Genomic DNA, 19,943 nt, shown 5'->3' with positions numbered 1-19,943 from the left:
GCGCCGCGCAGGCGGCGTCGCGCGCGGCGAATCCACGCGCGCGACGCACAGCCCTGCCGGCGAAGTCAGATGTGGTAGATGTCGATGACTTGTCTGACGTAGTCGTTCTTCAGGACCACTTTCTTCGCCAACACCCGCGGTTGCTCGCCACGCACATCGAGCGTGTAGAAACTGGTGCCGAAGTAGCTGTCGACGGTCTTGTAGCGGAAGCTCAGCGTGTGCCAGTTGAAGCGCACCCGGCACTGCCCGTCGGCCTCGCCGAGCACCTCGATGTTGCTGAGGTTGTGGGAGGTGCGGGTGTCCGGCAGGGTCGCGCTGGAACGCTCGGTCTTGATGCGGAACACACGGTCTTCCAGGCCGCCGCGGTTGCCGTACCAGATCAGCGAGATTTCCCGCTGCGGGTCCTCGGTGAGCTGGTCGCGGTCATCCCAGGCGGGCATCCAGAAGGTGGCGTCGGCGGCGTACAGCTCCAGCCAGGCGTCCCAGTCCTTGTCGTCGAGGTAGCGGGCTTCGCGGTAGAGGAAGTCGCGCACGGTCTCGTAGCGGCTCATCACACGCCCTCCTCTTTCAGCGCGATGCGAGTGGCCTGCTCGGCGGCCAGCGCGTCGATCATGGTCTGCTGCCAGTACTGGTGCTGCCGCACGAACAAGCCTTCGTCCTCGGTGCGTACGCCGGACAGCGCCGGCGCAAGATCGATCTCCCGCGCGGCGGCATCGGCGCCTTCGACCCAGTGCTGCGCCCCGCGCGACAGGTCGTTCCAGCCGCCGGCACTGCCCTGGTAGGCCTGCTGGCAGGAACGGAACTCCTCCAGGTCGTCCGGCGTGGCCATGCCGCTGACGTTGAAGAAGTCCTCGTACTGGCGGATGCGCTGGGCGCGCGCCGCGCTGCTCTCGCCCTTGGGGGCGATGCAGTAGATGGTGATCTCGGTGCGGTTGACGTCGATGGGCCGGGCGATGCGGATCTGCGAGCTGAACTGGTCCATCAGGTAGACGTTGGGGTACAGGCACAGGTTGCGCGAATTCTCGATCATCCAGTCGGCACGGGCCTGGCCATGGTCGCGGACCAGTTCGTCGCGGCGCTCGAAGGCGGGGCGCGCCTCGGGGTTGGCCCAACGGGTCCAGAGCAGCAAGTGGCCATGGTCGAAGGAGTAGAAACCGCCGCCCTGCTTGGCCCAGCCGCCGGCGCTCATGGTCTTCACCTCGCCGCCTGCTTCGCGCTGCTGCCGCTGGTTCTGGGTGGCGGCGTAGTTCCAGTGCACGGAGCTCACGTGGTAGCCGTCGGCGCCGTTCTCGGCGGTGAGCTTCCAGTTGCCTTCGTAGATGTAGCTGCTCGATCCGCGCAGCACTTCCAGGCCTTCGGGGGACTGGTCGACGATCATGTCGATGATCTTCGCCGACTCGCCCAGGTGCTCCACCAGCGGTCTGACCTCGGCCTTCAGGCTGCCGAAGAGGAAGCCGCGGTAGGACTCGAAGCGCGCGACCTTCGTCAGGTCGTGGGAGCCTTCGCAGTTGAAGCCTTGCGGGTAGCCCGCCTCGGCCGGGTCCTTGACCTTGAGCAGCTTGCCGGAGTTGTTGAAGGTCCAGCCGTGGAAGGGGCAGGTGTAGCTCGCGCGGTTGCCGGACTTGTGCCGGCAGAGCATGGCGCCCTTGTGGCTGCAGGCGTTGAGGAAGGCGTTGAGCTGGCCTTCCTTGTTGCGCGCGATGAAGATCGACTGGCGACCGATCATCGTGGTGAGGAAGTCGTTCTTCTCCGGGATCTGGCTCTCATGGGCGAGGTAGACCCAGTTGCCCTCGAAGATGTGGGTCATCTCCAGGTCGAACAGGCGCGGGTCGGTGAACATCTCCCGCCGGCAGCGGTAGACGCCCTTCTCGGGGTCTTCCTCAAGCAGCGAACGCAAGTACTCGATACCCAGGGACATGGCCGGGGCCTCCGTTGTTATTGTTCAGGCAGGCTCAGGTTAGGGCTGGGGTCGCAGGGGCAATATCCGCTGTGTGCAGAGTGCTATCCGTTTTCTGCACGGTTGCCGTGAAGCCGGGATGCGGCCCGCGCGGGTGGGCCGGCCGGGCGTTCAGAGGCGGAAGATGACGCCGTATTCGCCGGCCACGGCGACGGTCTTCGGCACGTCCAGCGGGCCGGGCGGGAGTTCGCGATCCAGCGCGCGGAACATCTCGATGGCCTGGCTCTGGCTGCCGGTGATCTCCAGCATCTCGCCGCCGCCGGGGCCGAAGTGGAAGCCATGCAGGGTGCCGGCGGGAATATGGATCAGCGTGCCGGGATGGCAGGCGGCGGTGCGCTCGGCGACGGTGAAGACGACCTCGCCGTGCAGCACATAGAAGGACTCGTCCCAGTCATGGGTATGCGGCGGCGGCCCGGCGCCCTCCTCGCCCGTCTGGAAGGTGATTCGCTGCGCTGCCGAATCGGTGTCGGCCACCAGCACGTTGATGCGGATGCCGACCACATTGAGCGCCGGGCTGCGCTCGCTCGGCGTGAGGATGAACGGGGTGGGATGCATGGACGCGACCTCCCGGGGACGGCGCTGGAATTGCGCACGCCTCTTTCCAGTACAGCCCCATCCGCGCAAGCGGAGCGGGGAATCGGAGGAACGGCAGGGTCTGCCTTGTAGAAGCGGGCCACGCCTGCGATTCGCCGCCGCGCGGCGCCTGCCGATCAATGCTGGAATGGGCGGATGCGCAGGAGCGGGGTTTGTCCGCGATGTGCCGGCACGCCGGCACCAGGAGCGTCTGCGTGCAAGCCAAGGAGTTCACCTTGCAGGCCCCATTCCGCCGCGGTGGATTTCGCGGGCATGGCCCGCTCCTACAAGGGGGTTCAGCGTTGGGCGGTCGCGAGCAAGCTCGCTCCTACCACGAGCCGCCCCACGCCGCTCTGGCTCTGATGAGACTTCCAGGGAAACATCCGCACGCGCCGAATGCCCCGTTCAGGAGGCCGAGTGGAAGCGGAGTTTCAGGGGTTGAGCGGCATGGATGCCGCGAGAGCGCTGTCGGGCCAGGGATGGCCCGTCAGCGCGTGCCTCTGAAACTTCGCTGGAGCGAGGGAATTTTTCGCCTCAGCGAAAAACCGGATGTCCGGGGCAAGACCTTTGGTTACTTTCTGTCGTTTGAGAAAGTAACTCGCCCGAGGGGGCGAAACGGGAAGTCCGCGCGCATGCCGAAGCGGCGCTGAAACACCCAGCCCGAAGCAAAGCATCGCGGACGGAGTCCGCTCCTACGTAAAAGAAAACGTCGAAGTCGGCCTGTAGGAGCGCGCCATGCGCGCGATCGCGGGCAGGGCCCGCTCCTATACGGGCGCGGGCGGCGGTCAGCCGCGGCGCCGGAGCGTCTCCGAGGGCAGTTCGCCGAACTGTTGCCGGTAGCCTTCGGCGAAGCGCCCCAGGTGCAGGAAGCCATAGTCCAGGGCCAGCTCGGTGACGCTGCGCACCGGGCACGCCGGATCGCTCAGGCAGGCGCGGATGCGCTCCAGCTTGAGCCGGCGGATGTACTGGCGCGGTGTGGTGCCGGCGTGGCGCTCGAACAGCGCATAGAGGGATCGCAGGCTCATGGACGCCTGGCGCGCCAGTGCCTCGATGTCGATGTCCTCGCGCAGGTGCCCCTCGATGTACGCCTCGATGCGCTCGAAGGACGCACTGGCGCCGGCGATGGGCTCGCGGCTGACGTTGGTCTTGAGCAGGGTCAGCAGTTTGCTGGCGACGATCTGCTGGTAGTGCTCGTCCACCCGCGCCAGGCGCTCGCTGGCCTCGGACTCCTGGCAGATCATCGACAGCAGGTTGACGAAGCCTTCCAGCTCGCCCAGCCGGTAGCGGTTCTCGGTGAAGCGCACGCCGGCGCGCGGGTGGCGCCAGCGCTGGTCGGCGCAGATGGCTTCGAGCAGGGTCACCGGAATCTTCAGGATGAACTTCTCGCAGTCGTCCGAGTAGGTGAGGTCCACCGGGTCGTCCGGGTTGATCAGCAGCAGCTCGCCCGGCGCCAGGGCGTGCTCCTGGCGCTGGCTGCGCCACAGGCAGTGGCCGCTGAGGAGGATCTGCAGGTGGAAGATGCTCTCCAGTGCCGGCGAGGTGACGCGCACTGCGCCGCCATAGCTGATGCGGCACAGGTCCAGGCTGGCGAAGCGCCGGTGGTTGAGGCTGGCCTGCGGCTGGCCATGGGCTGGCAGGCGCAGGTCGTGGCTGCCGACATGCTGGTTGACGTAGCCGGACACCGCATAGGGATCGGCACGCTCGAACACACGGCTGCGCTCGCTCAGCAGGCTTTGCATACAGGCACTCACTCTTGTGGATGGCCGCGCTCTTCGTCGCGGCTCGTGCACCCAGTCTATGCCGCGGCCCGGAGCACGGGCCGTGGCGGAGATGGACGGTCGCGCGGGCATTTTCAGGCGCAAGGCAGGCCCGCGAATGCGCTACACCCTAGAGGCCCGACCTGACCTGCGCCATTGGACCTGTGGCGCAGTGTTCGCCAATCGCACGCTTTCGGCGCCGGCTCACTGCCAGCAGGTGGTGCCGGTTCCCGTGCCGGTGTTGCTGCGGGTGCCGGCCTGGTCGATGCTCAGGCTCAGGCACTGGCCGTCCTTGGCCTGGGCGCCCTGGGCAGTGGCGGTGAGCGTGTAGCTGGTGTCGGTGACGTTGGAGATCGCCAGGCTGTAGTACTGCAGCGCGTTGACCTGGCTGGTCATGTTCAGCGCCGCCGCCGTGCTGGCATAGGCGTTGTTCTGCGAGTAGTAGCGTTCCTGCCGGGCGGCGGCCTCGCTGAGCAGCGCCTGGGCTTCTACCCGATGGCTGCGCAGCACGTAGCGCTGGTAGCTGGGAAAGGCGATGCCGGCGAGGATCGCCACGATCACCACCGCGATCATCAGTTCGATCAGGGTGAAGCCCCGCTCGCGCCGCTGTTGCTTCATGTGCTGTTCCTGTCAGTTGGCTGGCTGGATCTGCCAGGTGCGCCGGCCGCTGACGGCGCCGGTGTTGGTGTGGATGGCATCGGGCAGCACGCTGGTGCCACCCCCTTCGGCGCCGGTGTAGGTGTAGCCACCGGAGACAGTGATATCGCCACCGCCGGTGATGAATCCCGAGAGCGCGTCGAAGGTGCCGTCGTTGTTCAGGTCGAAGACGTTGTAGAGCGTCAGCCCGCCGCTTTCGGGATCGATGGCGTAGCGGGTGCCGGAGAGGCCGGCGGCGCAGGTGCCGGTCTGCGGCGTCGAGCTGCTGAAGATGAGGCTGGCGCCATAGAGCGTCATGTCGTAGATCTGCCGCTCGCCCGCCACGGGGAAGTCGAAGTACCAGCCCCACCTGTTGACGTTGGCATCGGCGGTGTTGCCGGAGCTGTCGTACCAGGCCACCGCGTTGTTGCTCAGGGTGTAGGTCGACGTGCCGTTGAAGGTGCCCGCCGTGAGCGTCTGCGCCTGCAGGTTGCTGCGCGTGCGCGCGGCGGTCAGCGAGACGCTGGTGGCCTCGCCGGCGACCTTGCGGTCCCAGATGCCGTAAAGGCTCTGGGGCGCAGTGGAGGTCTTGTCGGACGTGAGCAGGTAGCGCCCTGTGCCGAAGGCGACGATGTAGCCGATGCCGCTGGGATGGTCGACCAGGGACGGCGCGCTGGTGATCGGCTGGCGCGTGCCGCTGGCGTTGCGCGCGACGTACAGCGGGTTGCCGCCGAAGGACACGGCGTAGCGCGCCTCGGCGGCGGCGCTGTTGAGCGGGTCGCTCAGGCTGGTGTCGATGAGGTCGAAGCGCCAGAGGTTGCCCAGCAGGTCGCCGCCATAGGCATAGTCGGCGATGCCGTCGCTGTTGGCGTCGGCGACGAACAGGCGCGACAGGCCATTGTTCAGCGCGTCCAGCGAGGCGGTTTCGGCGGCGGAGAGGTTCGGGGTGGCGGTGATCTTGCGCAGCAGCGCGCCGGTCTGGATGTCGATGATCAGCAGTGCGGCACTGCTGCTGCCGATATCGTAGCCATTGGGCACCAGCGCCACCCACTTGCCGTTGTGCAGGCGGGCGATGGATGGCCGCGCCGCCGTGTAGCCGAGGCTGCTGTCGTTGTCGCTGGTGAACTCCCAGAGCAACCTGGGCGCGGTGGGGTCGGTGACGTCGAGGGCGAACACCTCGCGGCCGCCGGCGCCGAGGCTGCCCACCAGCACCTTGTGCCAGGCCGAGCCGTAGTAGACATCGGAGACCACCGGCGTGCCGTCGACGAAGTAGCGGTGCTCGGTGCCCTGCTGCTTGCCGTAGTCCGGCGCGGTGAGGGCATTGAGGTTGGGGATGACGGCGCTGGGGATGAAGGCGAACAGCTCGGCGCCGGTGGCGGCGTTGAAGGCGTGCAGCATGCCGTCGTTGGCGCCGACGTAGACCACCGAGGGTTTTGCCGCCAGCGCCGTGGCATACGCCGCGTAGGTCGTGCTGCCCTCCAGGGCATCGGCGCGCGAGGCCAGGTAGTCGGAGCCGCTGACCAGCACCGGCGCCGAATTGATCATGTCGCCCAGCAGCGTGGTGCGGGTGCGGAAGCTGTTGTTCTCGCCGCGCAGGAAGCCGACCCGCGCCTGCCCCTGGCTGTCCACCACGCCGGCGACGGTGCGGTTGAGCTGGGTCTGCTGGGCCGCCGTCAGGTTGTTCCAGTTGAATGCGCTGAGCGCGCCATTCCTGGCGAAGAGGATGTTGCGCGTGCTGGGCGTGCCCAGTTGCGCCGACGCGCGCCACAGCGTGGTGGTGGTCGTGGTGATCGCGCCGGTGCTGGTGGTGGTCAGGGTCTTCTGCTTCTTCACCAGATCGCCGGTCCAGTCGCCAGTGACGAAGGTGGGGACGTAGGTGTAGCTGCCGCTGTCCAGCGACTGCGAGTCCACCGCCACCGCGGCGACCGAGGTGTTGAGCTGGAGGATGTCGTCGAAGGCGGACTTGAGCTGGGAGGCGAGCTTGCCGGGGTTGCTGACCAGGAAGTAGTTGTCCGGGACGCCGTCGCCGTCGCGGTCCCAGTTGACCAGGTCGGTCTTGCCGTACTTGGCGGCGTACCACAATGGGTCCTGCAGGTTGGTCACGGCCGTGGTTGCCGAGGGCGTGAAGGTGCGCGTGTGATAGGCCAGGCGGCCGCCGCTGAGCGCCCCGCTGCTGCCGTTGAGGCCGGGCAGCAGGGCGCAGGTGACGCCGGTTGCCGAGCAGTCGCCGGGGTACCGGCCATCGGGCGTGTCGAGCTTGTTGCGCACGGACCCGCTGCCGCCGCCGGTGACCTCCAGGTACACGCCATCCCGTGTGGTGCCAGCCATGGTGTAGCCCATGTGGGATTCGTCGCCGGCCACCGAATACTCGGTCCGGCTGGTGACGTCCACGCTGCCGTCGCTCTTCGCCGTCACGGTGTAGAGCACGATGGCGTCCATGTCGTAGTCGCGGCCCTGGGCAGAGTCGTCGTAGACCACGCGGAAGGTGATGGCGGTGAGGTTGCCGGCGCTGTCGCGGGTGAGGGTGTCGATGTAGAAGCCGGTGATCTGGCTGACCACGTTCTGGCTGACGTTCATGCTGAACGGCACCAGGCGCAGCGTGCCCTTGCTGGTCTTGATGCGGATGTTGGGCAGCGTCGAGGACTGGGCGATGGAGAAGCTCTGCACCCGGTTCGAGCCGGCGGTGGTCAGGGCGTTCTGGCTGCCGAAGAAGGACACCGCGGAGGTGGCGTAGCTGCCCTGGCGCGTGGGTTCCTCGGCCAGCCCGCGAATGCTGGCGAAGCTGCTGGCGGTCTTGGCGGTGGGCGCCGAATCGTTGCTGGCGCCGGACTGGCCGACGTTCACCGACGCGCTGCCGCCCACCTCGCGGCTCCACAAGGTGGCGCCGATGCTGGCGAAGTCGAAGCCGATGTCGGTAGTCGGGCGGCTGTCGGTGCCCAGGGTGCTGCCCGGCACATCCGAGTCGTAGCTGGGGTTGACGTCGCTCATCAGCGTCATGAACGGCCGGGTGCAGGACGGATAGGTGCTGTAGGGATTGGCCCAGGTGCTCAGGCTGGAAAGGCCGAGGGCGGTGTCGGTGGCACCGGCGGCATAGGCCGCGGTGGGCGCCTTGCCGGCGTAGTAGCGCAGGGTCTCGTAGGCCATTTCGCCCAGCGGGTTGCCCCAGTCCACGCACTTGCCGTTGACCAGCGGGTTGAGGTTGTAGCCGGTGGCGTCGGTGCAGCCGGCGGAAAACACCAGGCGGTCCAGGTTGGCGACGATGCCGCTGTTGTTCACGTAGCAGCGGCCGTTGAGGCAGCCGCTGCCACTGCTGGCATCGGTGAGGAAGCGCCCGGTGGTGCTGCTGTATTCGTTGCTGAAGGACGCCGCGGCCTTGCGCACCACGCCGCCGCGCAGGTTGTTGGCATAGGTGCCGGTGACCAGGCCGAAGTACATCTTGTCGGCGGCGCCATAGTCGTGCAGCACGCCCGTGGGCTTGTAGAGGCTGCCGTACTGGGCGCAGTTGCTTTCCAGCAGGCCGGCCACGCAGACCTGCACGCGCACGTTGAGGTCGTAGGCCGGGGCGATGGTGGCGTCGCTGTTGGTGGTGCTGGTGAGGGTATTGGTGCCCTGGGCCGACTCCCGCGAGACCCAGCCCCAGATGCGGTAGGTGCCCAGGGTCTGCTGGGTGCTGGTGATGATGCGCAGGCGGGGCACCGCGGCGCTGCTGTAGGCGCCCAGGGTGCCGCTGCCGATGGAGGTGTTGGCGAAGAGCACGTACTTGCCGTTGGTGGGCGCGCTGATCGGCGTGTAGTCGGCCAGGTTGTAGCCGTCGCGCGCAACGCTCAGGTACTCCTTGCCCCAGCTGTGCGCGTCGTTGGGGATGAAGGCGCGCTCGAGCACCGTGGCCAGGCCGCTGTCGGTGGAGCGGTAGCCGCCGTAGAGCACCTTGCGCAGCACGTCCAGGCGCGACATGGTCAGGTAGTTCAGGTAGTCGCCGCTCCAGCGCCCGGCCGCGCTGGTGCAGCGCTTGGTGCTGGTGGTGCTGGACGGCGCGAAGGTGCCGCTCAGCGCGTCGTAGACATAGCACTTGTAGGAGTCGAAGTAGCCGGTGTAGTCGATGCTTGGCTTGTAGTAGGTATCCAGTTGGCCGTCGCCGTCGATGTCCGAGGCGTCGTTGTAGGCCGGGAAGTACAGCTTCTGGTCGCGGCCGACCACCAGCATGTTCATCGGCGGGGCGATGTTGCTGACCAGCAGCGGCGTCTGCGCCAGCGAGGCGCCAAAGGCCTGGGCGCTCGCCAGCCAGGCGAGCAGCAGGAGCGTCGCGCGCAGCAGGCTCAGGGGATGGGCCATGTCGTCGGCATCCTTCCAGCGGAACGGTTCACGGGATCACCAACCCGAAGGTCGAGCGCAGGCACAGCGCATCGGCGCCGCAGGCCTTGCCGCTGGCGGTGCCCTTGTAGGCCTGGGCATTGACCTCGTAGTAGTAGGTGCAGCCCACCTGCCCCTTCGACAGGTAGGAGTTGGCGCTGCCGCCGGCGCCGCCTTTGCAGTTGTTGGCGATGTAGCGCAGGTACCAGCGCGCGCTGCGCAGCAGGCGGGTGCTGCCGTCGAGGCCGGCGTAGAGGTTGGACTTGCTGAAGTCGGTGGCGTAGCTAGTCGCCGGCGCGGTGAAGCACGGCGTGGTGCCCGCCGTGCAGTTATCCAGCGCGCGGGTGCTTCTGCGCAGGCGCCCTTCCCCTTCGCGCAGCGCGGATTCCGCCGCGCTCATCAGGCGGTGCTGCTCCAGGCGGTTGCCGGTCATCCGGCCCTCCAGCTGCATGCCGCGCATGCCCGCCACGGCGGCCAGGGTGATCAGCAGCAACATCACCAGGGCGACGAACAGCACCGCGCCGCGCTGACGGTGGAAAGTCTGTCGGTTCATGGCATCAGGTTCCTCAGCATGCTGGTGCCGCTGACGATGCGCCGCACGGGCCCGTCGCCATCGGTGCAGACCTTGCTGCCGTACAGGTCCTGCCAGCGCTGGCAGGTGGTCGCGGCCAGGCCGCCGCTGACCGATTCGCTGCTGGCCAGCAGCAGCGCGTAACGCAGGCTGCGCACGGTTTGCCCCGCGGCGGGCGCGGCGACGTACTGCCTCACCTGGCGATCGAATTCGTCGTTGCTGGTATCCACGCCGAAGTCGAAGCGCAGCGCGGCCACGTTCTCCACCAGCGTGGTGCCGTTGCAGGTCAGCTGGTCACCGCTGAGGGTGAGCTTCTCCACCACGTTGTTGCTCGGGCTGTAGGTGCTGTACGGCTTGTTCACCCCGCTACGGCCGCCCAGCGACGCGCCGGTGCAGTCGGTATCGCTGGGGTCGCGCGGCTGGTAGCGCAGGCAGAGGGTGTTGGCGTCGACCCGCACCAGCGCCTGCCCGGCAGCGAAGACGCAGCCGTTGGTGCTCTGCGCGGGAAACGCCGCGCTCATGCGCGAAGACGGCAGGCGTCGGTAGCCGGCCTTGGACAGGCGCCCGTCGAGCATCTGCTGGGCGTAGCGCGCGTTGTCCTGGTTCTGCGCCTGGCCATCGAAGTAACGCGAACGGTTCTGCCCATCGAGGAACATCTGCGTCACGCCAAGAATCAGGAACAGGCTCAGGCCCATGGCGATCATCAGTTCGATGAGCGTCACACCGCCCTGCCGGCACGCGCCTGGCCGACGCATCCTAGGGTTCCTCCCGCAGCACGTAGCGACAGATGGTGTCGTCGCCGGTGGCGCTCGCGTCCAGGCACTCGCCCGCCTTCACCCGCCAGGCCAGCTGGATCTCGATGGCCGAACCGCTGCCGGTGCAGGGACCGGTGCCATTGGTGCGGCACACATGGAACTCGCTGGCCAGGCCCGAGGCGCCCGGCAATGCCTGGTTCACCCGTTGCGCCCAGCAGGCCAGGCGCTGGCTGGCGGTCAGCGACGCCAGCGAGGCGCAGCTGCCCGGCGCGCTGGGGAACGCCGCGCTGGCGGCCTTGTAGTAGCCCCAGTTGCTAGGGGGCAGCACCTGGGCGGCGCTGCCGTCCTGGGTGGAATACAGGTCGGTGCGCATCATCTCCATCAGCTCGTCCGCCAGTTCCGCCGCGTTGCTGCGCAGCAGGGTGTCCTGGGCGTAGCCGATGGTGCGCCCCTGCATCGCCAGCATGCCCAGCACGCCGATGCAGGTGACCAGCAGCGCCACCAGCACCTCCACCAGGCTGAAGCCCGCCATGGGCCGGCTCATTGGGCGCTCGCCCCTTGCAGGTTGATGTAGCCCGAGGCGGCCACCTTGATGCTGAACGCCTTGCTGGTGCCGCTGCTGGCAATGCCCAGGTCAGCCGCCGCTGCGGTGCCATCGGGCTTGAACGAGAGCGCGTTGACGCTGCTGCTGACGCTCAGGCTGCCGGGCAGGTCGAGGCGCTGGCTGACCAGGTTGCCGGCCAGCGAGCCGCAGGTGCTGGCGCGCACCACCACCCACTGCAGGTTGCCGCTGGCGGGGCAAAGGGTGAGGGTCTGGCGGGTGTTCACCGCATCGGCGCGCGACGCCTGGAGCAGCCGGTAGAGGGTCGTGGCGCCGCTCTGCACCCGGCTGGATTCGATGAGGTAGCGAAAGCCTGGCAGCGCCACGCCGGCGAAGATCGCCAGCAACGCGACCACCACCATCAATTCCACCAGGGAAAAGCCTTCCTGGCGTCCGCGACCCCGCCGCACGGTGGGGCGGGAAACTGAGCATCCAACTGCATGAAGAACCATGGATTTTTCCAACGATGGTCAGGTGGCTGGCTCCCAAAGGAGCCCCCTTGCGGGGTGCCAAGACAAAGATTGGCTATTGGTCCGACAGCAATTTCTTCAGGGAGTTGAATCGGATTTGGCGAAAAGGCAGGAAATTTCGACCGCTCGTTCCCGCTCAGCGACCGCTCATCCTTTTGACGCCAGAGCAACCGACAGAATGTCGGGCGTCGCCAAGCCGGCGATGGCGGCTGGCAGAAGGGCCGCGATCGTGCATCGCGGCCCCTTCAGAAACGTCTGTCAGGTTGCGTCGGCGTGACTCACCAGGCCCTTGACCAGCACGGCCGCCGTGGCGATGGCCGCGGGCACCATCAAGGCGGTCAGCACCTGCTCGAAGTTCCAGCCCAGGCCCAGCAGCGTCGCACCGATCCAGGCGCCGAGGATGGCGCCGAAGCGGCCGATGCCGAGCATCCAGGACACCCCGGTGGCGCGCCCCTGGGTCGGGTAGAAGCGCGCCGCCAGGGACGGCATGGCCGACTGCGCGCCGTTCACGCACATGCCGGCGGCCAGCACCAGGGTCGCCAGCAGCGTCACGGTGCCCAGGCTCTGCCCGACGAAATAGGCGAACACCCCGGCCAGGCAGTAGAAGATGCCGATGACCTTGTGCGGGTTGAAGCGATCCATGGCCCAGCCCACCGCGACCGAGCTGAGCACACCGCCCAGCTGGAACAGCGCACCGATGAACGCCGCCTGCTCCATGCTCGCGCCGGCGTCACGCATCAGCGTCGGTAGCCAGCTGGTCAGCAGGTAGACGATCACCAGGCCCATGAAATAGGTCAGCCACAGCAGCAGCGTGCCCGCGCTGTAGGTGCCGGCGAAGATCACCTTGAACACGTTGCGGCTCTGCACCGTCTTCTGCTCGGGCACGCTGAAGTCCCGCGCGGCGACCACCTCGGCCGGCGCGATGGGCGCCAACACCTGCTTGACCCTATCCGCGCCACGGTTGCGCACCACCAGGAAGCGCGCCGATTCCGGCAGCCACACCAGCAGCACCGCCGCCAGCAGCAGCGGCAGCACGCCGCCGAGCAGCAGCAGGCTGTGCCAGCCGTAGGCCGGGATCAGCTTGGCGGAGACGAAACCGCCCGCCGCCATGCCCAGGTTGAAGCCGCAGAACATGCTCGTCACCAGCAGCGACTTGAGGCGCTCGGGGGTGTATTCGGAGAGCAGCGTGGTGGCATTGGGCATCGCCGCGCCCAGGCCGATGCCGGTCAGCAGGCGCAGCACCAGCAACTGATCGAGGTTGCTGCTGTAGGCCGAGATCAGGCTGAACAGGCCGAACAGGAACACCGCCACCACCAGCACGCCCTTGCGGCCGAAGCGGTCGGCCAGCGGGCCGGAACCCAGGGCGCCGAACACCATGCCGATCAGCGCGGCGCTCATCACCGGGCCGAGGCTGGCGCGGTCGATGCCCCAGTCCTGGGTCAGCGCCGGCGCGATGAAGCCCATGGCGGCGGTATCGAGGCCGTCGAGGAACACGATGAGGAAGCACAGCAGCACGATGCGGCACTGATACAGCGACAGCGGCTGGGCGTTGATGAAGGACTGGACGTCGAGAGTGCCGGCAGCGGGCACGCGGGCGGAACTGGTCATGCGAAGACTTCCTGCGAAGGCGTCGTCGCGGGAAGGTCGGCTGGATCGCCTGGCACTCCCGCAAGCTGGACAGGAATGAGGCGCGAGCCGGTGGACGCACGAACCGGCGGACGGGGCAGGCACACAGTGGCCATGGCTGACGCTCATTGTTGTTATGGCCCGTCCGGCTGGACGGGTGAAGCAACAGTACGAAGAGACGCCCAGCCGTTCAATTCGATAATCGCGCCTGTGGGCGGTTAGCGAACAGGATTACCCGCCCTGCCTGCTGCGGCTAAAATGCGCCGCGCCCAACAGGACATTCAGAGGAAGAAATGAACGACAACGAAAGGAAATCCATCAGCAAGTGGCTGTCGCTGATCCTGCGCCACAGCCCGGAAAGCGCCGGCCTGACCCTCGACGCCAATGGCTGGGCGAACATCGATGAACTGCTGGCGCAGTCAGCTCGCAAGGGCCATCGATTCGACCGCGCGATGCTCGATGAAGTGGTCGCGAACAATGACAAGCAACGCTTTGCCCTCAGCGAGGACGGCCTGCGCATCCGCGCCAACCAGGGCCACTCGGTCCGCATCGATCTACAACTGGAGCCGTGCGAGCCACCCGAAGTGCTCTATCACGGCACGGTTCCCGCGGCGATGGCGGCGATCCTGGCAGACGGCCTCAAGCCCATGACGCGCCAGCACGTGCACCTCAGTGCGGACCGCGAAACCGCCGACCGGGTTGGCTCGCGACGCGGCAAGCCGACCATCCTGGTCGTGCGCAGCGGCCAGATGTGGCGCGACGGTCACCGATTCTACCGCTCGGCCAACGGCGTCTGGCTGGCCGACGCCGTCCCCTCGACCTACCTGGAGCAGCGCTGACCGCGATCAATGGAACAGCCGCGTCCCCAACTCGCGGCTGGCCTCCAGCAGCACCGGCAGGAAGCGTGTTTCCAGCTCCTGGCGCGACACGCGGCCGGCGTGGGTGCCGACGTTCAGCGCCGCGAGCACCTGGCCGGCGGAATCCTTCAGCGGCACGGCGATGGAGCGCAGGCCCACTTCCAGTTCCTGGTCGATGATCACCCAGCCCTGCTGGCGGATTTCGGCGATGCTGGCGCGGAGCATTTCCGGCGTGTGCACGGTGCGGCTGGTCTTCACCTGCAGGTCGGCGTGGGCGAGGTAGTCCTCCAGGGCGTCGTCATTCAGCCCCGCGAGCAGGATGCGGCCCATGGAGGTGCAGTAGGCCGGCAGGCGGCTGCCCACGCTGAGGTCCACGGAGATCAGGCGCTGCGGCGTGGCTGAGCGGGCGATGTAGAGAATCTCGTCGCCTTCGAGCGTGGCCATGGAGCAGGCCTCGTGCAGTTGCTCGCTCAAGCGGTCGAGAATCGGCTGCGCGGTGACTGCCAGCGGCGTCGAGGACAAATAGGCATGGCCGAGGGTCAGTACCTTGGGCAGCAGCGAATAGGTGCGGCCGTCGGAGGTGACGTAGCCCAGCTTCATCAGCGTGTGCAGGCAGCGACGCACGGCGGCGCGGGGGATTTCGGTGCGGTGGCTGATCTGCGCGATGGTCAGGTGGCGCTTGCGCTCCTGGAAGGCATGGATCACCGCCAGCCCCCGGGCCAGCGAGGTCATGAAGTTCGGGTCGCCAGTGAAGGCCTCGATGCGCTTGGCGGGCGAAGCGATGATCGGCGGCGCGAGGGGCGGCAGGCTGGCACGGGGAGCGTCGGTCATTGTGGTTATCCTGGCAGGCAGATGCCGGGCGATTATCGACACGGGCGGGCGATAATCGCAACACAAGTAGCCGATTACCGAACGGTGCTTCGCGGATAGCTGGGAAACTGTTTGCGCCCCTCAACCCTTCCCGCGCCCTGGCTGCGCGCCACGCTCCGAAGGGAGCGGGAGCTGTCCGTACCGGCTGATGCCATCATTTCAACCTGCGGCGAACCTGTCCCCTCTCCCTTCAGGGAGAGGGCTAGGGAGAGGGCACGACCCCGCCGCGGACCAACCGGTTGCGTAGGAGCGGACTTCGTCCGCGATGGGTTCCCGCCAGCTCAGCGCATCGGTCGGTCGCGGGCATGGCCCGCTCCTACACGGGACGTTCGGCGGCAGGAGCGGTCGCTTTCCGTTGGCGCAGCCGCGCCAGGCGTTGGTTCGCGAGCAAGTTCGCTCCTACGAAGAGCGGGAACGGACCTGTAGGAGCGAGCTTGCTCGCGAACAGAGCTCGCCCGCCCGCTCAGCAGCCCTCTACAACGGCTCCAGCTTCAACTGCCGCAACCGGCTCAGCGTGCGCGAAAAGTCCAGGGCCGCACCGCCCGCCGCCAGCTCATCCAGCGACACCGTGGCGAACAGCTGCAGCTTCAATTGGCGGTCGTAGGCGATGTCGATGAAGTTGAGAAAGCGCATGCTCACGTCCGGCGGATAGTCCGCCAGCGGGCCGAGGCCGCTCACCGCCATGCGCGGGTAATGCTCGATCAGCCACAGGTAGTCGCTGGCCGAGCGCGGGCGTTCGAACATCTCGCTGAAGTCCATCCACGCGCAGCTGTCATCGTGGGCATGCACTTTCAGCGGGTGGTGATTGACGTTGAGTACCTCGTCGAACGTCGCGTCCGCCGCCAACCCCAGCCGGGAGCCGATCAACTCCAGATCATCGGCACGGGCCGGCCAGAGGAAGCTGCCCCACTCCTCCAGCGACGTGCTGTGCTCGCGGTAGTCCTGCCCGGCATCCACCGAAATCACGTCGAAGCGCTTTTCGATCAGCTCGATGGCCGGGCGGAAGCGCTCGCGGTACAGCGGATTCGGACAGAGGTTTTCCGGCTCGTAGTTGGACGTACAGACCAGGCCTACACCTTCGTCCACCAAAACCTTCAGCATCCGCCCCAGGAGCATGGCGTCGCCGATGTCGTGCACGTGGAATTCGTCGAAGCACAGCAGCCGGGTTTCCTCGGCGATGGCGCGGGCCACGCGTACCAGCGGATCGGACTGCCCGGTGATTGCCAGCATGCGCCGCTGCAATTCCTGCAGGAAGGCGTGGAAGTGCACGCGGCGCTTGGCCTGGGTCGGTGCGGCGGCGAAGAACTGGTCCATGACGAAGCTCTTGCCGCGCCCTACCCCGCCCCACAGGTAGACGCCGGCCACCGGCTTGCGCAGGAAGCCATGGCGGCCAGCGAGGAAATCGTCGAGCCAGCTGGCGAGGTGGTCCACCGCCGCCATCTGGGCATCGTCCGCCCGGTAGCCGCGCTCGTCGAGCGCGGCGGCGAAGTGCCGCCGAACACGGTCGGCGACCGATTCGGCGGATGCTGCATGTAGTCGTGTGTCAGAAGTCAAAGAACACCGTTTCCGCATTGCCCTGGACGCGGATATCAAACCGGTAAGCGAGCTTCCCGTCCACCTCGCAACGCTTTGCAATGAGGGTTTGCCGACGTTCGGGCTGCTCGATGAGGTTCAAGACCGGGTCCACGGCGTTCGCCTGCGCTTCGTCGTCGAAGTACAGGCGGGTCTGCAGGTGCAGGTTGATGCCACGGGCAAACAGCGACAGGTTGATGTGCGGCGCCATGGGCACGCCGGCGGCGTTTTTCACCACGCCGGGCTTGATGGTCCGCACCTGCCATTCGCCGGCGTCGAAGGTCGTTGCGGTACGTCCGAAGCCGTTGAAGGGCTTCTCCAGATCGTAGGCAGTGTCGTACACGCCTTCGTGATTCGCCTGCCACAGCTCCAGGAACGAATCGCGGATCAGGTGGCCATTGCCGTCATACACGTGGCCGATCAGCAGGATGTGCTCGCCGGGCGCGCCGGGTTTGGCCATCTCGCTCCAGATTTCCTGGTCACGGGTCGGGTTGCCGGCGGCGGCGAGCGCCAGGCCGATGTGCACATAGGGGCCGGCGGTCTGCGAGGGGGTTTCCGGCAGCAGTTCGATAGGCATGGTCGGTCCTCCTCACTTGTTCTCGAAATGTGTCTTGCGCTGGCCGCGCAGTACGATGTCGAAGCGGTAAGCCAGGCAGTCCATGGGGTTGGCGTTGCTCATGTCGAGCTTGGCGATCAGGCTTTGCACCGCGTCCGGATTGGCGATGGACTTGACGATGGGGCACATCGGGATCAGCGGGTCACCCTCGAAGTACAGCTGGGTGATCAGCCGTGTGGAAATCGACGGGCCGCTGATGGAGAAGTGGATGTGCGCCGGGCGCCAGTCGTTCGGGCCGTTGCGCCAGGGGTACGGGCCAGGCTTGATGGTGCGGAAGATGTAGCGCCCTTCGCTGTCGGTCAGTGCGCGGCCGACGCCGCCGAAGTTCGGGTCCAGCGGCGCCAGGTAACGGTCGTTCTTGTGGCGGTAGCGGCCGCCGGCGTTGGCCTGCCACATCTCCACGAGGGTGTGCGGCACGGGCTTGCCGTACTGGTCCATGACCCGGCCGGAGACGAGAATGCGCTCGCCGATGGGCAGGCCGCCCTGGTTGAAGTTGAGCAGCAGGTCGTTGTCGTGCTCGCCCATCTTCAGGTGCGAGAAATCCGGGCCGCTGGTTTCGGAGATCGACTGCGGAATGCTCACCAGCGCCTGGCGCGGCGAGCGGGGAATGGAGGTCTTGTAGTCGGGCGTGAGGGCTTTGGGGTGCCAGTTTCGGTCACGAATGACGAAGCGGCTGTTCTCCGCGTCGGACATGTCGGTCTCCTGTTGTTGGATTTATCGGAGCCTGTTGCATCAGGCAGTGCGGCGAAGTGTCGCCGGCAAGCCTGACGCCGAAAACTGAAAAGATGCCCTCCATCCATAACCATATGGTTATGGATAAGTTCCTTCCCGGTACGCCTCGCCCACCTCCCGCAGTACCTCCAGGCACCAGTGCGCGCCCAGCGAAAGCGGCAGCGTCGAGTTGCTGCAGACCCCCACCGAACCGCCCGGCTCCTGTACATCCAGCGGCAGTTCGACGATCTCGCCGGAGCGCAGGTCCAGGCGCACCGAATCCAGCGGGGCGATCCACAGGGCGTCACTGGTCAATACATAACGACGGCTGAGTACTGTGGAGAGTGTTTCCAGGCGCTGGCGCGGCTGGCCGAGGCCACTTTGCACCAGCAGGCTGTCGGCGGATTTGCGGATGGTGGTGCCGGCCAGCGGCAGCACCAGCGGCCAGTCGTCCAGCGCCGAGGGCGGCAGCGGCCGGCCCAGCAGCGGGTGGCCGGCGCGGGCCACCAGGGTCATGGACTCGCTGTACAGGTGTTCGAAGGCGAGGCCCTGGATCTGCGGGCTTTCGGTCATGCGGCCCACTACCAGGTCCAGTTCGCCGACGCGCAATTGCGAGAGCAGGTGGGCGCTCGGCCCGGTCACCACGCTGACCACCAGCGCCGGGTGGCGCTGGTGCAGACGCCGCACCGTCTCCGGCATCAGCAGGCTCTCCACGGTGGAGAGCACGCCCAGGCGCACGGTGCTGGAGGCGTACTCGCCGCCGCGCAGGCTGTTTACCCCGTCCCGCAGCGCCTGCACGCAGGGGCCGGCGTAACGCAGGAAGGCCACGCCCGCCTCGGTCAGGCTGGCGCCGCTCTTGCCGCGCTCGAACAGGCTGGCGTCGAGCAGATCCTCCAGCTCCTTGAGCGTCTTCGAGATCGCCGGCTGGCTGACCGCCAGGACGTCCGCCGCGCGGGCCAGGCTGCCCTGCCGGGCCACTTCGAGGAAACACACCAGGTGGCGGAACTTGATACGCGAATCGATATTCATGGCGGCTCAACGCGGCTCGCGGAATGCGCGGGGCGACACCCCGGCATAGCGCTTGAAGAAACGGGAGAAGTAGGCGGGCTCGGAAAAGCCCAGGCTGTCCGATACCTGCTGGATGGTCATGGCGGTGTACACCAGATTGCGCTTGGCCTCCAGCAGCAGGCGCTGGTGGATCATCTGCAGCGCCGACTGCCCGGCCAGGCGCCGGCACAGCGCATTGAGGTGCGCGGCGCTGATGCCCAGGGCCGCCGCGTAATGCTCGATGGGCCGGTGCAGGCGAAAGTCCTGCTCCAGCAGGCGGGCGAACGCATGCACGTGCTCGACGCCGCGATCCTGCTGGCTCGCCTCCGCCCGGGATTGCTCCAGGGCACGGCGGCTGAGCCAGACCAGCAGCATGTTCAGCAGCGATTGCAGCATCAGGTCGCGGCCCGGCGCCTGCTGGGCATATTCGCGGTCGATGGACTCGAACAGGGCATCCAGCTGGCGCTTGCCCTCGCCCACGGCGAAGCACGCCGGCTGCTCCAGCACGTTGCTGTGCAGCAGGCCGCCGAGTTGCTCGGCCAGCGGCAGGCCCATGCTCAGCACCCAGCCCTGCACATCCTCGGCGAAGCGAAAACCATGCACCGCCAGCGCCGGCGTGACCTGCAGCGACGCCTCCCGCACCGGCGTCACGCGCCCCTCCACTTCCAGTTCCGCCGCGCCGGATTGCACATACAGCAGTTGCACCAGGTCGCCATGCCGATGCGGGCGGATCTCCCAATCGTGCAGGCGGCTGCGCGAGGCGATGGACTCGCAGTGGATCAGGTCCGGCGTCGGCCACACCGTCGTCTCGCCATACAGGCGGAACACCGGGACCGGCGCATCAGCAGGTTGTTCGATCACCGCCCACATCCATGAAAAGTCCAAGAAGAGTGTTGGAAATTACCTTCAAAGGCCGTTCCCATCCACAAAAAATGCAGAAGACAAAAACAACAGCGCTCTCCAAGGAGCCACCC

Annotated in this window: 18 protein-coding genes; 1 reads left to right on the top strand and 17 read right to left on the bottom strand. The window is 67.1% G+C overall.

Translation table 11 applies throughout. From position 1 onward, the window contains the following. Positions 1 to 65 precede the first annotated feature (65 nt). From benB to N0B71_RS19100, 11 genes are all read right to left on the bottom strand, one after another. A complete protein-coding gene (gene benB / locus N0B71_RS19150) occupies positions 66 to 551 on the bottom strand; it encodes a benzoate 1,2-dioxygenase small subunit (protein ID WP_442964618.1) in 486 nt (161 codons plus the stop codon). Next, positions 551 to 1,918 carry a benzoate 1,2-dioxygenase large subunit gene (gene benA, locus N0B71_RS19145; protein WP_259754283.1) on the bottom strand — a complete coding sequence of 456 codons (1,368 nt, stop codon included), beginning with the start codon at positions 1,916 to 1,918 and terminating at the stop codon, positions 551 to 553. Before benA ends, benB begins: the two co-directional genes overlap by 1 nt. 150 nt (positions 1,919 to 2,068) lie before the next feature. Further along, positions 2,069 to 2,512 carry a cupin domain-containing protein gene (locus N0B71_RS19140; RefSeq protein WP_259754282.1) on the bottom strand — a complete coding sequence of 148 codons (444 nt, stop codon included), beginning with the start codon at positions 2,510 to 2,512 and terminating at the stop codon, positions 2,069 to 2,071. Between the two features lie 803 nt (positions 2,513 to 3,315). After that, on the bottom strand, positions 3,316 to 4,269 hold the full coding sequence (locus tag N0B71_RS19135; RefSeq protein ID WP_259754281.1) for an AraC family transcriptional regulator: 954 nt from the start codon (positions 4,267 to 4,269) through the stop codon (positions 3,316 to 3,318). Between the two features lie 222 nt (positions 4,270 to 4,491). Beyond that, positions 4,492 to 4,905, bottom strand: coding sequence for a type IV pilin protein (locus N0B71_RS19130; RefSeq protein ID WP_259754280.1), 414 nt, complete (start codon positions 4,903 to 4,905; stop codon positions 4,492 to 4,494). 12 nt (positions 4,906 to 4,917) lie between these two features. After that, a complete protein-coding gene (locus tag N0B71_RS19125) occupies positions 4,918 to 9,255 on the bottom strand; it encodes a pilus assembly protein (RefSeq protein ID WP_259754279.1) in 4,338 nt (1,445 codons plus the stop codon). 28 nt (positions 9,256 to 9,283) lie between these two features. Next, entirely contained in the window at positions 9,284 to 9,826 is a 543-nt protein-coding gene (locus N0B71_RS19120) for a pilus assembly PilX family protein (RefSeq protein ID WP_259754278.1), read from the bottom strand. Continuing rightward, positions 9,823 to 10,599 carry a PilW family protein gene (locus N0B71_RS19115; RefSeq protein ID WP_259754277.1) on the bottom strand — a complete coding sequence of 259 codons (777 nt, stop codon included), beginning with the start codon at positions 10,597 to 10,599 and terminating at the stop codon, positions 9,823 to 9,825. Before N0B71_RS19115 ends, N0B71_RS19120 begins: the two co-directional genes overlap by 4 nt. A 1-nt stretch (position 10,600) precedes the next feature. Next, positions 10,601 to 11,143, bottom strand: a complete 543-nt coding sequence (gene pilV / locus N0B71_RS19110; RefSeq protein ID WP_259754276.1) for a type IV pilus modification protein PilV — start codon at positions 11,141 to 11,143, stop codon at positions 10,601 to 10,603. Then, complete coding sequence (locus N0B71_RS19105) at positions 11,140 to 11,562, bottom strand: GspH/FimT family pseudopilin (RefSeq protein ID WP_259759617.1); 423 nt, start codon at positions 11,560 to 11,562, stop codon at positions 11,140 to 11,142. Before N0B71_RS19105 ends, pilV begins: the two co-directional genes overlap by 4 nt. 366 nt (positions 11,563 to 11,928) lie before the next feature. After that, entirely contained in the window at positions 11,929 to 13,278 is a 1,350-nt protein-coding gene (locus N0B71_RS19100) for an MFS transporter (protein WP_259754275.1), read from the bottom strand. Positions 13,279 to 13,589: 311 nt separating this feature from the next. On the opposite strand from N0B71_RS19100, the gene N0B71_RS19095 reads away from it, so the two are divergent. Then, entirely contained in the window at positions 13,590 to 14,135 is a 546-nt protein-coding gene (locus N0B71_RS19095) for an RNA 2'-phosphotransferase (protein WP_259754274.1), read from the top strand. A 6-nt stretch (positions 14,136 to 14,141) separates the two neighbouring features. Here N0B71_RS19095 and N0B71_RS19090 read toward each other — a convergent pair whose 3' ends face one another. The 6 genes from N0B71_RS19090 to N0B71_RS19065 all read right to left on the bottom strand — a co-directional run bounded on the left by N0B71_RS19090 (position 14,142) and on the right by N0B71_RS19065 (position 19,827). Further along, positions 14,142 to 14,984: an IclR family transcriptional regulator gene (locus N0B71_RS19090; RefSeq protein WP_017519476.1), complete on the bottom strand. Its 843-nt coding sequence runs from the start codon at positions 14,982 to 14,984 to the stop codon at positions 14,142 to 14,144. Positions 14,985 to 15,497: 513 nt separating this feature from the next. Continuing rightward, positions 15,498 to 16,577 carry a cell division protein ZapE gene (zapE, locus tag N0B71_RS19085; RefSeq protein WP_259754273.1) on the bottom strand — a complete coding sequence of 360 codons (1,080 nt, stop codon included), beginning with the start codon at positions 16,575 to 16,577 and terminating at the stop codon, positions 15,498 to 15,500. Then, positions 16,567 to 17,172, bottom strand: a complete 606-nt coding sequence (gene pcaG / locus N0B71_RS19080) for a protocatechuate 3,4-dioxygenase subunit alpha (RefSeq protein WP_259754272.1) — start codon at positions 17,170 to 17,172, stop codon at positions 16,567 to 16,569. Before pcaG ends, zapE begins: the two co-directional genes overlap by 11 nt. Positions 17,173 to 17,184: 12 nt before the next feature. Next, positions 17,185 to 17,904, bottom strand: a complete 720-nt coding sequence (gene pcaH / locus N0B71_RS19075) for a protocatechuate 3,4-dioxygenase subunit beta (RefSeq protein WP_259754271.1) — start codon at positions 17,902 to 17,904, stop codon at positions 17,185 to 17,187. 117 nt (positions 17,905 to 18,021) lie between these two features. Beyond that, complete coding sequence (gene pcaQ, locus N0B71_RS19070) at positions 18,022 to 18,951, bottom strand: pca operon transcription factor PcaQ (RefSeq protein ID WP_259754269.1); 930 nt, start codon at positions 18,949 to 18,951, stop codon at positions 18,022 to 18,024. Between the two features lie 6 nt (positions 18,952 to 18,957). Further along, on the bottom strand, positions 18,958 to 19,827 hold the full coding sequence (locus N0B71_RS19065) for a helix-turn-helix domain-containing protein (RefSeq protein ID WP_259759616.1): 870 nt from the start codon (positions 19,825 to 19,827) through the stop codon (positions 18,958 to 18,960). Between the last annotated feature and the right edge of the window lie 116 nt (positions 19,828 to 19,943).

Source organism: Pseudomonas sp. GCEP-101, assembly GCF_025133575.1.
Classification (GTDB): Bacteria; Pseudomonadota; Gammaproteobacteria; order Pseudomonadales; family Pseudomonadaceae; genus Pseudomonas; species Pseudomonas nitroreducens_B.
Note: the sequence above shows the minus strand (reverse complement) of the source record. Positions and strands in the feature narration are given on the sequence as shown.

Coding starts and splice junctions, on each gene's coding strand:
- pilV (WP_259754276.1), bottom strand. CDS start 11,143: ATGAGCCGGCCCATGGCGGGCTTCAGCCTGGTGGAGGTGCTGGTGGCG.
- N0B71_RS19115 (WP_259754277.1), bottom strand. CDS start 10,599: ATGCGTCGGCCAGGCGCGTGCCGGCAGGGCGGTGTGACGCTCATCGAA.
- N0B71_RS19100 (WP_259754275.1), bottom strand. CDS start 13,278: ATGACCAGTTCCGCCCGCGTGCCCGCTGCCGGCACTCTCGACGTCCAG.
- pcaH (WP_259754271.1), bottom strand. CDS start 17,904: ATGTCCGACGCGGAGAACAGCCGCTTCGTCATTCGTGACCGAAACTGG.
- pcaG (WP_259754272.1), bottom strand. CDS start 17,172: ATGCCTATCGAACTGCTGCCGGAAACCCCCTCGCAGACCGCCGGCCCC.
- N0B71_RS19095 (WP_259754274.1), top strand. CDS start 13,590: ATGAACGACAACGAAAGGAAATCCATCAGCAAGTGGCTGTCGCTGATC.
- N0B71_RS19140 (WP_259754282.1), bottom strand. CDS start 2,512: ATGCATCCCACCCCGTTCATCCTCACGCCGAGCGAGCGCAGCCCGGCG.
- N0B71_RS19130 (WP_259754280.1), bottom strand. CDS start 4,905: ATGAAGCAACAGCGGCGCGAGCGGGGCTTCACCCTGATCGAACTGATG.
- benA (WP_259754283.1), bottom strand. CDS start 1,918: ATGTCCCTGGGTATCGAGTACTTGCGTTCGCTGCTTGAGGAAGACCCC.
- N0B71_RS19105 (WP_259759617.1), bottom strand. CDS start 11,562: ATGGTGGTGGTCGCGTTGCTGGCGATCTTCGCCGGCGTGGCGCTGCCA.
- pcaQ (WP_259754269.1), bottom strand. CDS start 18,951: ATGAATATCGATTCGCGTATCAAGTTCCGCCACCTGGTGTGTTTCCTC.
- N0B71_RS19135 (WP_259754281.1), bottom strand. CDS start 4,269: ATGCAAAGCCTGCTGAGCGAGCGCAGCCGTGTGTTCGAGCGTGCCGAT.
- N0B71_RS19125 (WP_259754279.1), bottom strand. CDS start 9,255: ATGGCCCATCCCCTGAGCCTGCTGCGCGCGACGCTCCTGCTGCTCGCC.
- N0B71_RS19090 (WP_017519476.1), bottom strand. CDS start 14,984: ATGACCGACGCTCCCCGTGCCAGCCTGCCGCCCCTCGCGCCGCCGATC.
- N0B71_RS19120 (WP_259754278.1), bottom strand. CDS start 9,826: ATGAACCGACAGACTTTCCACCGTCAGCGCGGCGCGGTGCTGTTCGTC.
- benB (WP_442964618.1), bottom strand. CDS start 551: ATGAGCCGCTACGAGACCGTGCGCGACTTCCTCTACCGCGAAGCCCGC.